The following is a 12,867-nucleotide window of genomic DNA, read 5'->3' on the forward strand; positions in this document are numbered from 1 at the left end:
CCGTGGTTATGAGCCTGCCCCTATGAGCCACACGCTCGTCTCGCTCGCCTGCCACGCCTATGGCATCGCCGCCGTCGTCTACCTGGCCTTCCTGGTCCGCCAGTCGGACGCCCTGGCCACGGCCGGGCGCGTGCTGGTGGGCGGTGGGTTGGCGCTGCATGGCGTGGCGCTCTTCGAGCTGCTCGGGGTGCAGAGCGGGCGGCCGGTGGGCCTGGCGCAGGGCTTCTCCGCGCTGGCCTTCCTGTTGCTGGCCATCTTCCTGTTCCTGGACGTGCGCTACCGCCGGCCCGTCATCGGCGCCTTCCTCACGCCGCTGGCGCTGGCCGCGCTGCTGCCCGGGCTGCTGATGCAGGGCGGGCAGGCGCCGCTTCCTCCGGGGGTGCGTCAGCCGTTGTTGCCGCTGCACATCACCCTGGCGCTGCTGGGGCTGGCTGCGTTCGCGGTCGCCGCGGGCGTGGGCGTCATGTACGTGCTCATGGAGCGGCAGGTGAAGGCGAAGCGCTTCGGGCTCTTGTTCTCCCGCCTGCCCTCCCTGGAGTTCCTGGACACGCTGAACCGGCGCCTGGTGGTGTGGGGCTTCCTGGCGCTGTCCATCACCCTCGCCACGGGGGCCTTCTTCGTGGGCACCGCGCCGGGCCCGTGGACGGTGGATGGCAAGACGCTGGCCACCCTGGTGGCGTGGGCCGTCTTCGCCGCGCTGCTGGTGGCGCGCTCCGTCGCGGGCTGGCAGGGGCGGCGGGTGGCCTTCCTCACCATGGCGGGGTTCTGCCTGGTCATGGTGTCCTTCCTGTCTTCGTATGACGTGCCAGCGCCCTCGGCGGCCATGAGGATGCCCTGAGTATGGAGCTCATCTGCATTGGCCTGTCCCACCGGACGGCGCCCCTCACCGTCCGCGAGCGGCTGGCCTTGCCGGAGTCGCGTCAGGTGGACGTGCTCCAGCGGCTGGCCCAGGCGCCCGTGGAGGCCCTCTGGGTGTCCACCTGCAACCGCGTGGAGGTGTACCTGTTCGCGCCGAACGCGGCGCTGGCGCGGCAGCGCGCGTTGACGGAGCTGCAGGTGCTGGGCGGCGTGGAGGCCCTGGAGCACCTCTACGAGCACCAGGGCGAGGCGGCGCTGGTGCACCTGTTCCGCGTGGCATGCAGCCTGGACTCCATGGTGCTGGGCGAGGCCCAGATCCTGGGTCAGGTGAAGGACGCCTTCGAGCGGGGCCAGGGCGCGGGCGCGGTGCGCGGTGAGCTGATGCGCGCATGCGCGGCCGCCTTCAGCTGCGCCAAGCGCGTGCGCACGGAGACGGCCATTGGCCGCGCGGCCACGTCCATGGCGGCGGCGGCGGTGCAGTTGGCCAGCAAGGTGTTCGACGGGCTCGCGGGCAAGACGGTGCTGGTGGTGGGCGCCGGAGAGATGGGCGAGCTGGCGGCGCGCCACCTGAAGCAGGCCGGTGCGTTGAAGCTCTACGTCACCAACCGCACCCTGTCGCGCGCGGAGGCGCTGGCGGCGGAGGTGGGCGGACAGGCGCGGCCCTTCGAGGAGCTGCTCAGCCTGGTGGCCGCGGCGGACATCGTGGTGTGCAGCACGGCGTCGCCGGTGCCGCTCTTCACGCGGGACAACGTGGGCGCCTTGGGGCGTGGGCGCAGGAGCCGGCCGCTGTTCATGGTGGACCTGGCGGTGCCGCGCGACATCGACCCGGCCGTGGGCACGCTGGACTGGGTGCACGCGTACGACGTGGACGACATCCAGAAGTTCGTCGCGGACAACGCCGCGGCGCGCGCGGAAGAGGCGCAGAAGGCGGGCGTGCTCGTCGCGCAGGAAGTGGCGCGCTTCGTCAAGGAGCGCGCGCTGCGTGAGGGCACGCCGGTGCTGGCGCGGCTGCGTCAGCGCGCGGAGGCCATTGCCCGCTCCGAGGTGGAGCGCACGCTGGGCGCCCTGGGCGACGGACTCAACGACAAGCAACGCAAGAGCATCGAGGCCATGGGCCGAGCCATCGTCAACAAATTGCTGCATGAGCCCACCGCGCGGCTGCGCGCCGTGGGGCCGGAGGGGGAGGGCAACCGGTTGGCCGGCGCCGCCGCCGAGCTGTTCGGGCTGCTGGAGGATGAGGTGGGCACCGCCGCCACCGCGCCCTCCGTCATGGCCGCGCCGGTCCAGGCCGCCACGGGGGGCAAATAATGCCGCACGTGCGCATCGCCACCCGGCAGAGTCCCCTGGCGCTCTGGCAGGCGCGTCACGTGGGCGCGCTGCTGAGCTCGCATCATCCCGGGCTGGAGGTGTCCCTGGTGGAGATGACCACCGAGGGAGACCGCTTCCTGTCCGCGCCGCTGTCCGCGGTGGGCGGCAAGGGCCTGTTCGTGAAGGAAATCGAGCAGGCGCTGCTCGACGGCCGCGCGGACATCGCCGTGCACAGCCTCAAGGACATGACGTCCGTGTTCCCGGAAGGGCTGATGCTCGCCGCGGTGCCGGAGCGGGAGGACCCGCGCGACGCCTTCTGCGGTCTGGGCGGGCTGACGCTGGACGCGCTTCCCCAGGGCGCGCGTGTGGGCACGTCGTCGCTGCGCCGCAGCTGCATCCTGCGCTCGCGCCGGCCGGACGTGGACATCGTCAGCGTGCGCGGCAACGTGCAGACGCGCCTGGCGAGGACGCGGGAGCAGGGGCTGGCGGGCGCACTCCTGGCCTACGCGGGACTCAAGCGCCTGGGCCTGGAGGACGTCATCACCCAGGTGCTGTCGCCCGAGGTGAGCCTTCCCGCGGTGGGGCAGGGCGTGCTGGCCATCCAGTGCCGCACGGACGATGCCCGCGTGCGCGAGCTGCTGGCCCCGCTGGAGCACGCCACCACGCGCATCGCCGTCACCGCCGAGCGCGCGCTGCTGGCGAAGCTGGAGGGGGGCTGCACCGTGCCCCTGGCCGGGCATGCCACCGTGTCGGGTGACACCGTCTTCCTTCGCGGCCTCGTGGGCCGTCCGGATGGCACACACGTGGTGCGGGGCGAGGTGCGCGGCCCCGTGTCGCGGGCCCATGCGCTGGGTGAATCCCTGGCGGATGACCTGCTGTCGCGTGGGGCGGCGGACATTCTGCGTGATTTCGCGCGCCGCTCCGAGGCGCGGGAGTCCTAGACTGCCGCGCGCGTGGAACGGCGACTGGAAGGCAGGAGAGTCTTGGTGACGCGCCCGCGTGAGCGGGCCGAGGAGCTGTGCTTCCTCCTGGAGGATGAGGGCGCCGAAGTGCTGAGCGTGCCCCTGCTGGAGCTGCATCCTCCGGAGGACCCACGTCCGCTGGCGTCAGCGGCCGAGCACATCCAGCGCTACACCTGGGTGGTGTTCGCGAGCCCGTCGGGCGTGGAGGCGCTGATGGAGGCGCTGCGCGAGGCGGGCACCCAGGACCGGATACAGCGGGTGAAGGTGGCCACCGTGGGGCCGCGCACGACGCGCGCCGCGGAGGGCTACGGCCTGGACGTGGTGGCCGAGCCTTCGGAGGGCACGGGCGAGGCCCTGTTCAACCTCATCAAGGACGCGCTGCAACCGGGTGACGAAGTCCTGCTCCCCGCCGCCGAGGAAGGCCGGCGCGAGCTGGAGGACGGGCTGCGGGAGCGCGGCGTCCTGGTGACGCGGGTGACGGCGTATCGCGCCACGTCCGCGCCCCTGCCACCGGAGTCCTTGGCCCTGCTGGATGCCTCACCGCCGGACGTCGTGCTCTTCGCCTCACCGCGCACGGCCGAGGCCTTCGTGGAGGAGGCCGGACGCGAGCGCCTGGCCACCGCGCGGGTGGTGGCGATTGGGCCGACGACGGCGTCCGCCCTGGAGCGGCTGGGCGTGCCCGCGGCGGCCGTGGCGGAGCGGCCGACGCCAGAGTCCCTGGTGGATGCCGCCGTGCTCGCGGTGACGAGCACCGTGCACTGACGGTGGCGCGGCGCCGTGTCCGCACGGACGCAGGGCGGCCGTGACGGCGGCTCCATGCCTGGCTGGTGGCGCGCGGGGCGCCGCGGGTGTTTTCCGCTCGGCGCGCCGACGTGGGCCGAAGTCCGTCTGGTACGCTGTGGGGTCGCGCTCCGGCGGGCGGCCGGGGTGAAAGGAGACGCGCTTGGTACAGCCTGTGAGTGGCGTGGGGAGCACTGCTCCGAAGAGCCGGGATGACTTCACCACGCTGTTCGTGCTGGAGGCGCTCGTGGCCCAGGGGCTGCTGCAACCCCAGCAGGCCCAGGAGGTGCTGGCCCGCGAGGGCGCCGCGCGCGCCCGGGTGCTCAAGGCGCACCAGGGGACCCCGGGCGGCAAGGAGGCCGCGCGGTACGACGTGTCTCCGGTGGAGGTCGTGGCGGCGTTCCAGGTGCCGCTGTCCAACGGCCGGGGCGTGCTGGACGAGGACCGCGTCACGGAGGCCGCCGCGCGCGCCGCCGGCATGAGCTATTGGAAGATTGACCCGCTCAAGCTCGACATGGCGCTGGCCACGCGCACCGTGTCCAGGCCCTACGCGCAGAAGCACGTGCTGCTTCCCCTGGAGCGCACCCCGCAGGGCAAGCTGCTGGTGGCGGTGGCCAACCCCTTCGACAGGGAGCTCTTCGAGAGCTTCCACCGCCTGACGGGGATGCCGGTGGAGCCCGTCCTCAGCGCCAAGGCGGACATCCTCAAGTCCATCAGCGACATCTACGGCTTCAAGAAGACGCTGGCGCGCGCCGCCGACGACTTCAGCGCCGCCGCCGGGGCCCAGGTCGCCAACTTCGAGCAGCTCGTCTCGCTCAGTGGCACCCAGGAGCTGGAGGCGTCGGACCGGCCCGTGGTGCAGGCGGTGGACTACCTGCTGCGCTACGCGTTCGACAACCGGGCCTCGGACATCCACATCGAGCCCAAGCGCACCACCAGCGTGGTGCGCCTGCGCATCGACGGTGTGCTGCACCCGGTGCACACGCTGCCGGCGCCGGTGCACCCGCCCATCGTCTCGCGCGTGAAGATGCTGGCGCGCATCGACATCTCCGAGCGCCGCAAGCCACAGGACGGCCGCATCAAGACGGAGCGTGATGGCCGCGAAGTCGAGCTCCGCGTGTCCACGTTGCCCACCGCGTTCGGCGAGAAGGTGGTCATCCGTATCTTCGACCCGGAGACGCTGGTGCAGGACATTGCCCAGCTGGGCTTCGAGCCGGACGAGAAGCGCGCCTTCGAGTCCTGGATTGACCAGCCGCACGGCCTCATCCTCGTCACGGGCCCCACGGGCAGCGGGAAGACGACGACGCTCTACTCCGCGCTCAAGGCGCTGGCGGGCCCCGACGTCAACGTCACGACGATTGAGGACCCCATCGAAATGGTGTGGGACGCCTTCAACCAGGTGCAGGTGCAGCCCAAGGTGGGGCTCGACTTCGCCGGGGCGCTGCGCCACATCCTCCGCCAGGACCCGGACGTCATCATGGTGGGCGAGATTCGCGACCCGGAGACGGCGGAGAACGCGATTCAGTCCGCGCTCACCGGCCACCTGGTGCTGTCCACGCTGCACACCAATGACGCGCTGGGCGCGGTGGCGCGCATGCGGGACTTGGGCGTGCCGTCCTTCCTCCTGGCGCAGAGCCTCCTGGGCGTCATGGCCCAGCGCCTGCTTCGCCGGGTGTGCAGCCATTGCGCGCAGGAGACGACGCTGACGCCGGACGAGCTGCTCGCGCTCCAGGCCCCCCTGCCGCTGCTGCCCGGTGGCGTGCGCCTGCTCAAGGGGGCCGGGTGCGTGCGCTGCCGCGGCACCGGCTTCGTGGGGCGCACGGGTGTCTTCGAAATCGTCACCAGCGCGGGCGAGCTGAGGGACCTCATCGCCCGGGAGGCCCCCTATTCGCAGATGGTGGACGCGGCTCGGCGCTCCGGCATGCGGACGCTGCGCGAGGCCGCCGTGCGCAAGCTGGCGCAGGGCTTCACCGCCTTCGACGAGGTGGTGCGGATGACGACCGTCTGACGCGCGACGGCCCGGCCTCCCACGAGGAGAGACCGGGCCGCGCAGGGCCTGCCGGCTGCCCCAGCGGGGCAGGGCGGTGGACTAGAAGCGCGCCTGGAGCAGCGTGTTGAAGCCCAGCGCGTGCGGGCGCTCGAAGCTCGGCTGCGCCACGCCCGTCACGTCGTCCCGGAACGTGGTCCGGTTGGTGTCATAGGTGTAGTAGACCTCACCGACGGCGGCGACGGAGTCCGACAGGTCCCAGCGGAAGGTGGCCTTCGCGGAGTAGATGGGCTCCGCCCTGCACGCCGCGCTGCCGCGGCCGCACGTCTCCGGAAGGATGCTGAGCTGATTCACGTCACGCACCACGACGGTGCGCGTGCCGATGAGGCTCGGCGGCGGGTCGTTGCCGCCCAGCACCGGCGTGGGGCTGCGGAACGAGGCCGGCTGCTGCACACCGAGGATGAAGCCCGGCGTGATGTGCAGCTTCGGCAGGTGGTAGTCCGCGCCCACCGCGAGGAACATCTCCGGATTCAGCTCCGTGCCCTCCGGGAAGTCCTGGAACGGGGGGAAGCCCGGCACCTCGAACTGGATGAAGGACAGGCTGCGGTACAGGCCGAGGAGGCTGACGCGGAGCAGGTCGTACTTCGCGCGCGCCTGGAGGGCCACGGCGGTGGCGCCCTGCGGCTTGGTGGCGCCGAAGTCGTTGGGCTTCTCCAGCGTCTGCGACAGGTAGCTGCCTTCCAGCGACACGGTGTACGACAGGCCGCCCGGGTACTGCTCCGGCGCGAAGAAGCGCTGATAGATGTCCGGGTCGTTCTTGTAGAGCCGGAAGTCCACGCTGGTGCCGACGGGCACACCTACGTGGTAGACGACCTGGCCGGACACGCCCGCGGCGTTCACCGGCGCTTCCACGCCGAGCGTCGCCAGGCCGGGCACCAGGCCCTTCTGGAAGTAGCCGCCGCCCGCTTCGACGCGCAGCGTCTCCAGGATGTCCCAGCCCGCGCCGGCCATGAGGCCGTACTTGGTCTCTTCCTCGCGGATGAGCTCGTTCTGCATCAGCGCCGTCTTGCCGCCGACGTACGCGTACCAGTTGTCGCGGGTGATCTGCAGCTTGCCGCCGGGCACGCCGTTGGTGGCGGCGCGGGTGGTGAACACGCCGCTGCCACCCCAGGAGATGCGGTACGCATAGCCCAGACGGAAGCGGTCCGCGGACACCGGGAAGCCGACGAGCGAGAGGCCTTCCTTCTCGCTCCAGCCCGGCGGCTGGTAGTTGAGGCGGATGTAGCTGGAGTTGTCGCGGATGTCGACGCCGCCCGACGGCCGCTCGAGCACCACCAGCGTCAGCGCCGCTTCAGTCGTCAAACCCTCGAAGAAGGCCGGTGCTCGCTTGTAGAGCACCACGTTCGACAGGGACTCGAAGCCGGAGAACCGGGTGTTGAAGTTGTCGTAGAACTGCGTGTTCTGGTTGCCGGCGCCGAACCGCGCATTGGGGCTGTTCGGCGTCGTCTCACCAGAGCCCGCGAGCACGTTGTCGTCCGCGAAGACGAACGACAGACGGGTGTCCACGAAGTCACTGGCCCACGCGGGCGCACTCAGGGAAATCAGGCCGGTCAGGGCCAGCTTCTGCAGCGTTTTCAATGTCCCTCTCCACGGAGCGGTCCGGGGGGACCGCTCCTCCCTGCTTCCCGTCACCGGGTCGCGAGAATCATCAGAAGACTACGGATTGACGCAAGGCCGGATGGGCCGCGGGCACTCCATGCCCGGGCCGGGGTAGCAGCAGATGTCGTCCAGGTCGCGAGGCAGCACGTTCCACCGGGGGCGGGCGGCGCTCACCTGCCGCAGGTGACCCACGACGTCGAAGCTGGCCGCGCGCAGATTGCGGCACTGCTGGGCCGCCTCGGCGTTCGGGTCATCCTCGCTGCAGTCGGGCACCAGGTCCGGCACCGCGTCCTTCGTCACCAGGTTGATGCGCGTGCGCGCGTCCGCCGCCACCTTGCAGGTGAGGGTGCCGTCCTCGCGGTTCTGGACGGAGGCGTACACGGTGCCCTCACCCGCGGCCATGGTGTGCTGCAGCGGCGTCTGGGCCGCCAGCGCCACCGGCGTGCCGCTGGCGCCGAAGCGCACGTTGGCCGGCTTGTCGCAGGACACGTTGATGCGCAGGTTCGTGCTGAACGTGTCCGACTGGGCCCAGTTGACGACGGTGGGGTCCGCGTTGACGGTGGCGGTGAAGGTCTGGATGCGCCCGGGGACGGACTCGTCCAGGCCCGCCACCGCGGCGCCGGTGGGGTTCATCTCCACCACGAACTGGCCAAAGCCGTTGTACGTGTTGCGCTCGGCGCAGTGGACGCCGGCGAACTGGCCAATGCCCAGCGTGCAGTCGATGTTGCACTGCCGCTCGGCGAGCTCCGGGTCGTTCGGGTTGTCCGTGCCGCAGCTTCCCCAGGTGCCCGCGCGGGTGTTGGGACAGAAGAAGGGGACGGTGCCGTTGCCGTTGGCGTCACAGCTGTGGAAGACGCGCGGGAACTTCACCCGGCGGAGCTTCACCAGCGACGACTCCAGGCTCTCCATCTTGTAGTTGCCGTAGCTGTAACCACAAAGCGGGTCCGTCATGTAGAGCGAGCCGCTGTAGCCGCACAGCCGACCGTTGATCTCCACCGGCGGCGACAGCTTCAGGTACTTGTCCCACTCCGTCTGGGGAAGCAGCCGGACGCGCTCGCGCACCGTCCAGGCGGGGAAGGTGAGCTGCGTGGTGGAGGTGAACTCCTGCACGGAGCCAGACACCGACCACAGCAGGTCGCCCGGGTCGAGCCCTTCGGGGAAGGAGTAGTTGTAGATGTAGAGCGAGTTGAAGCGGCCGGGGTAGTAGCCGTCCGGCTCCCCCGTCTGGATGTTGGCGCCCGGGACGCTGTTCTCGCCCACGCGGCAGGCCGTCATGTCCGTGACGAAGAAGCCGCCCGGGTCCGTGCCCGTCACCAGCAGCGTCACCGGCTGCTTGTCGTTCGGGTCTCCCTCGGGGCAGTTCTGGAGCAGCGGGGGGCCGGCCTCCGGGTTGCGCCCGATGCGCATGTATGTCCCGGCGTAGGCGGTGAGCTGATCGCTGTTCTGCGGAACCTGGACCGTAGCGATGGTCGGCTCCTCGAACTTCATCATCCGCGACAGGCCGGTGGAGTTGGTGCGGGTCGCCGGCTCCTGGGGCAGCTCGCCGGGGATGACCTGCCCTTCGGCGTAATCCACCTGGGGCGGCTCGTCCTGCACCCAGACGTGGGTGTCGCCGTAGAGCTGGCCGGAGCGCACCGTGCCGGTGCCCCGGCCGTTGGTGAGCTGGGTCCAGCGGTAGCGGTATTCGCCCGTCAGGTTGCCCGGCACCGTGCGGAAGGACACCGGCCCGTTGAACGACTCCATGGGCTGGCCCTTCGCGTCCAGGGCGGTGATTTCCACGTCGAAGTCCACCGGCGTGAGGGGCAGGGCCAGCCGGCAGTCCGCCGTGCCGCGAACCTCCAGCGGCACCTGGTCCTGGCCGCCGTGCGCGGTGGCGCACTCGTTCACCACCGGCAGCGGCGTCCGCGTGCCGCCGGTGTAGATGCCCGTGAGGTTGACCCGGAACGAGGCGACGCCATCCGGCTGCGGCGTTTCCTGGGTGTAACAGCCGGCCGCCGCCAGGGCCGACAGGAAGAGCAGGCGCTTCATTTACTTCACCCTCCGGCCGATACGGGAATCCTCAACCGCGTCCGCGATGGACACGGAGGTGGGGTTCTCACAGAAGTTCCGCAGCTGGTTCGTCACCGTGCCGCAGATGGGGTTGTTGCCAGCCAGCACATCCCGGCAGTTGCAGCGGCCGGTGTACGGGCCCTCCGGCACGTTGCACTGGCTCTGGATGTCCTCGGCCGTCAGGCCCGGCACACCGCAGCGCTCCGCGGCGTCCGAGGGGAGCGACAGCAGGTCCTTGCAGGCACAGCTGCCCACCTGCTTGTTCAGCGCGGCCTTGAAGTCGGAGGCGGCGCGGCAGGAGCCCACCACCTGTTCGTTCACCGTCCAGCGGCCGTTGATGAGGTTGCCGCAGTAGTGGCCCGCCTTGGACGTCTGGTTGCCCGCGAGGATGTCCTCACAGGTGCAGAAGTCCTGCATGTAGCCGATGAGCGAGTCGCGCAGCGAGATGCCCGTCTCGATGCGGGTGGTGTTGCGCTTGAGGATGTTGAAGCCCGAGCCACCCTTGGCGATGTAGTCGTTGACGGCGATCTTGTACGTGCCGGTGGTGTCCAGCGGCTTGCCGTTGATCTGGATGTCGGTGCCCGGGTGCGCGTAGCAGCGGCCCACGCTGGAGTCGTTGCTCTGGTCCACCAGGCACTGCCACGGCGCATGGCCCTGACGGTCCTGGTTGGGGCAATCCGTGCCGTTGAGCGCCGGGTTGCAGGCCGTCTGCAGGTCGTTCACCTGCACCTGGGCGCAGTCCATGGTGAACCGGGCGCCGGAGATCTGCGCCTGGCTGACGCAGCCGCGCTCCGCGGAGCGCTCGGTGACGAAGTCGAACAGCTCCTGCATCTCCTTGCCGGAGAGGTACATGATGTTGATGGTGTTCTCGAACGGGAACACGTTGAACATCGACTCCTGGCTCACCACGCCCGCGTAGAGGTTGTCGCGGATGCCCAGCGAGTTGGTGAGCGCCATCTCCGCCTCGACGCGGCGGCGCTTGCGCATGGAGTCCGCGGCGATGTTGCCCAGCGGCGAGTCACCCCCCGTGGAGTTGTTGCGGCGCTGCACGTCGCGCGGCGCGTAGGAGAAGATGGACGTCAACTGCAGGTTGAAGTCCATGCCCAGGATGTACGGCTGGAGCAGGTGCGTGGTCATCCGGTCCTCCTGGTTCTTGCACGCCTGGATGGCCTGACGGACGCGCTCGTCGCGGAGGAACTGGCCCTCCTCCCAGAACACGTTGCTGTCGTGGCGGAAGCGGCGCATGGCGTCGTCGCACCACAGGGCGTCCAGGGGGAACACGCGGAAGTCCTGGCTGATGATTTCGCCGCCCTCGCCAGCGCCGAGCACCTCGGGCATCTTCACCACCAGATCCAGCCGGCCCACGTACTTGGCGAACGCGCCGGAGTGCGCGAGCACCACCTTGCGGCCCGCGGGGTCGGTGAGCAGCTGCGGCGGGTTGAGCACGACGTGCAGGTGGCCTCCCATCACCGCGTCCACGCCCACCACGCCGGGGATGCGCACGCGCACCACGGACTTGTCGTCCCCTTCGGGGCCGAACCACTCCAGCACCTCCCAGGGTTCCTTCTGGCGCTGCACGTAGGCCTTGGCGCGGGCGTACTCGTAATAGGCCTCGTAGCCCTGGATGACGTCCTGGTCCTCGTGGAGGCCCAGGTGGCTGACCAGCACGATGAGGTCCGTGACGGGGCGCAGCAGGTCCACGTAGGCGCGCGCCACCTCGTTCTGCTCCAGCGGCGTCACCTGGAGGCTGTTGCCACCTTCGACGATGGAGTTGAGCGAGGAGATGTTGGCCATGCCGATGATGGCCACCCGGATGCCCTTCACGTTGCGAATGGTGTACGGCTCCACCTCCAGGGCCGTCTGGTGGTTGCCGTTCGCCCGCCAGTCGTCCCAGAAGTAGTTGGCCGCCAGCAGCGGGAACATCGCGTGCTGCTGCGCCACCTGCGTGAAGTTGAGCAGGCCCGCGTCGAACTCGTGGTTGCCCACGACGGCCGCGTCGAGCCGCGCCTCGGAGAGGAACTTGAACTCCACCTCGCCGGTGTTGAGGTTGAAGATGGGCGCGCCCTGGAAGCAGTCGCCCGAGTCCACGTGCAGCACACGCTCGCCTTGCGAGCGCTCGCGCTTGAGCAGCGCCCCCATGCGCGTGGCGCCACCGAAGGGGCCCGCTTCCGGGATGGTCCCCAGGTCCACGTCCGTCTTCAACGGCGTGAAGTCATAGGGGATGAGGCGCGAATGGATGTCAGAGGTATGAAGGAGCGTCAGACGCACCTCCTGCCCCTCGAGGTTGTAGTCCTGGCCTTCCAGCACCGGCATGCACGAAGCAGAGGCCAGGGCGCAGCAGAGGCCGAGCAGGAGGCGACGCATCAAGAGAATTCCGTGTTTCGGGGGGGAGACAGCGGTAAAGCGGGCGCAAGGTACGGGATCGAGCTTTGTCGAGCAAGCAACGCCACCATGGCGGGCCAGGTTCCGGCCATTGGCGTTCCTACTCCTCAGGAGAGCAGGCGGACATGCGGCAGCGTCATTCCAGTGTGACTGACATCGAGATCATCGAGGATTTCTCGTCTACCGCGAGATGCGACGAGGGCTTTCTCCGGGTTCGGCGGCTGCGCTGCCGCAACCGGCGCGCGGACGGCTCCTCCTCTCCCGTCTACCGGGTGGATGTGGTGGACCGGCCCCGGTTGGACGCGGTGGCGGTGCTCGTGTACCGCCGCGGCGCGTCAGGTCTGGAGGTCCTGACGCGGATGAACCTCCGGCCCGCGGCGTTTTTCCGGAAGGACAACCGCGGCGCGATGACCGTTCCAGACCCCGCGTCCGGCTACTTGCGCGTGGAAGAAATCGTCGCGGGGCTGCTGGAGCCGGAGGACAAGGGCGAGGAAGGCCTGCGTCGCCGCGCCGCGGTAGAGGTCCATGAGGAGGCCGGTTTCAGCGTGAAGCCGGAGGACATCCGGCTGTTGGGCGGCGCCTTCTTCCTGGCGCCGGGCATCCTGTCCGAAAAGGTGTTCCCCGCCGCGGTGGATGTCACCGACCTTTCACCCGAGGAGCCCGAAGGGGATGGGTCGCCGCTGGAGGAGGGCACGCAGCTGCACTGGCGCCCCATCCAGGAGGTGTTGGACGCGTGCCGGCGCGGTGACATCCCGGATGCGAAGACGGAGGTCGCCTTGACGCGGCTGCTCGCCCTCCCGTCCTGACGGGCGTGCATTGGTTTCGCGCCGCCGCGTGCCGGGGTAGGGTGCGCGGCGTTCCGAAATCCACCGCAGAGGTCGC

The 12,867-nt window shown here is 70.0% G+C and carries 9 protein-coding genes; 6 read left to right on the forward strand and 3 right to left on the reverse strand.

Going from position 1 to position 12,867, the window contains the following annotated elements:
- Positions 1-22 precede the first annotated feature (22 nt).
- From KGD87_RS02390 to KGD87_RS02410, 5 genes are all read left to right on the forward strand, one after another.
- Positions 23-838 (forward strand): cytochrome C assembly family protein, encoded by an 816-nt coding sequence (locus KGD87_RS02390; RefSeq protein WP_284665950.1) that lies wholly within the window; start codon positions 23-25, stop codon positions 836-838.
- A gap of 2 nt (positions 839-840) precedes the next feature.
- Entirely contained in the window at positions 841-2,166 is a 1,326-nt protein-coding gene (gene hemA, locus KGD87_RS02395; protein WP_284665951.1) for a glutamyl-tRNA reductase, read from the forward strand.
- On the forward strand, positions 2,163-3,107 hold the full coding sequence (hemC, locus tag KGD87_RS02400; protein WP_284668755.1) for a hydroxymethylbilane synthase: 945 nt from the start codon (positions 2,163-2,165) through the stop codon (positions 3,105-3,107). Before hemA ends, hemC begins: the two co-directional genes overlap by 4 nt.
- Before the next feature lie 12 nt (positions 3,108-3,119).
- Complete coding sequence (locus tag KGD87_RS02405) at positions 3,120-3,890, forward strand: uroporphyrinogen-III synthase (protein ID WP_284665952.1); 771 nt, start codon at positions 3,120-3,122, stop codon at positions 3,888-3,890.
- 181 nt (positions 3,891-4,071) lie between these two features.
- Positions 4,072-5,916, forward strand: coding sequence for a GspE/PulE family protein (locus KGD87_RS02410; RefSeq protein WP_284665953.1), 1,845 nt, complete (start codon positions 4,072-4,074; stop codon positions 5,914-5,916).
- 81 nt (positions 5,917-5,997) lie between these two features.
- Here KGD87_RS02410 and KGD87_RS02415 read toward each other — a convergent pair whose 3' ends face one another.
- The 3 genes from KGD87_RS02415 to KGD87_RS02425 all read right to left on the reverse strand — a co-directional run bounded on the left by KGD87_RS02415 (position 5,998) and on the right by KGD87_RS02425 (position 11,967).
- On the reverse strand, positions 5,998-7,533 hold the full coding sequence (locus tag KGD87_RS02415) for a hypothetical protein (protein WP_284665954.1): 1,536 nt from the start codon (positions 7,531-7,533) through the stop codon (positions 5,998-6,000).
- Between the two features lie 78 nt (positions 7,534-7,611).
- Positions 7,612-9,582: a single stranded DNA-binding domain-containing protein gene (locus KGD87_RS02420; RefSeq protein ID WP_284665955.1), complete on the reverse strand. Its 1,971-nt coding sequence runs from the start codon at positions 9,580-9,582 to the stop codon at positions 7,612-7,614.
- Positions 9,583-11,967 (reverse strand): bifunctional metallophosphatase/5'-nucleotidase, encoded by a 2,385-nt coding sequence (locus KGD87_RS02425; RefSeq protein ID WP_284665956.1) that lies wholly within the window; start codon positions 11,965-11,967, stop codon positions 9,583-9,585.
- Positions 11,968-12,110: 143 nt separating this feature from the next.
- Between KGD87_RS02425 and KGD87_RS02430 the strand changes: the two genes are divergently transcribed.
- Positions 12,111-12,791, forward strand: a complete 681-nt coding sequence (locus tag KGD87_RS02430) for an NUDIX hydrolase (RefSeq protein WP_284665957.1) — start codon at positions 12,111-12,113, stop codon at positions 12,789-12,791.
- Positions 12,792-12,867: the final 76 nt, after the last annotated feature.

The organism is Myxococcus sp. SDU36 (assembly GCF_030168875.1).
In the GTDB taxonomy this organism is placed as follows: Bacteria; Myxococcota; Myxococcia; order Myxococcales; family Myxococcaceae; genus Myxococcus; species Myxococcus vastator.

Excerpts from the sequence above, each read along its gene's own strand:
- KGD87_RS02430 (WP_284665957.1), top strand. The coding sequence starts at position 12,111 with ATGCGGCAGCGTCATTCCAGTGTGACTGACATCGAGATCATCGAGGAT.
- KGD87_RS02420 (WP_284665955.1), bottom strand. The coding sequence starts at position 9,582 with ATGAAGCGCCTGCTCTTCCTGTCGGCCCTGGCGGCGGCCGGCTGTTAC.
- hemA (WP_284665951.1), top strand. The coding sequence starts at position 841 with ATGGAGCTCATCTGCATTGGCCTGTCCCACCGGACGGCGCCCCTCACC.
- KGD87_RS02390 (WP_284665950.1), top strand. The coding sequence starts at position 23 with ATGAGCCACACGCTCGTCTCGCTCGCCTGCCACGCCTATGGCATCGCC.
- KGD87_RS02425 (WP_284665956.1), bottom strand. The coding sequence starts at position 11,967 with ATGCGTCGCCTCCTGCTCGGCCTCTGCTGCGCCCTGGCCTCTGCTTCG.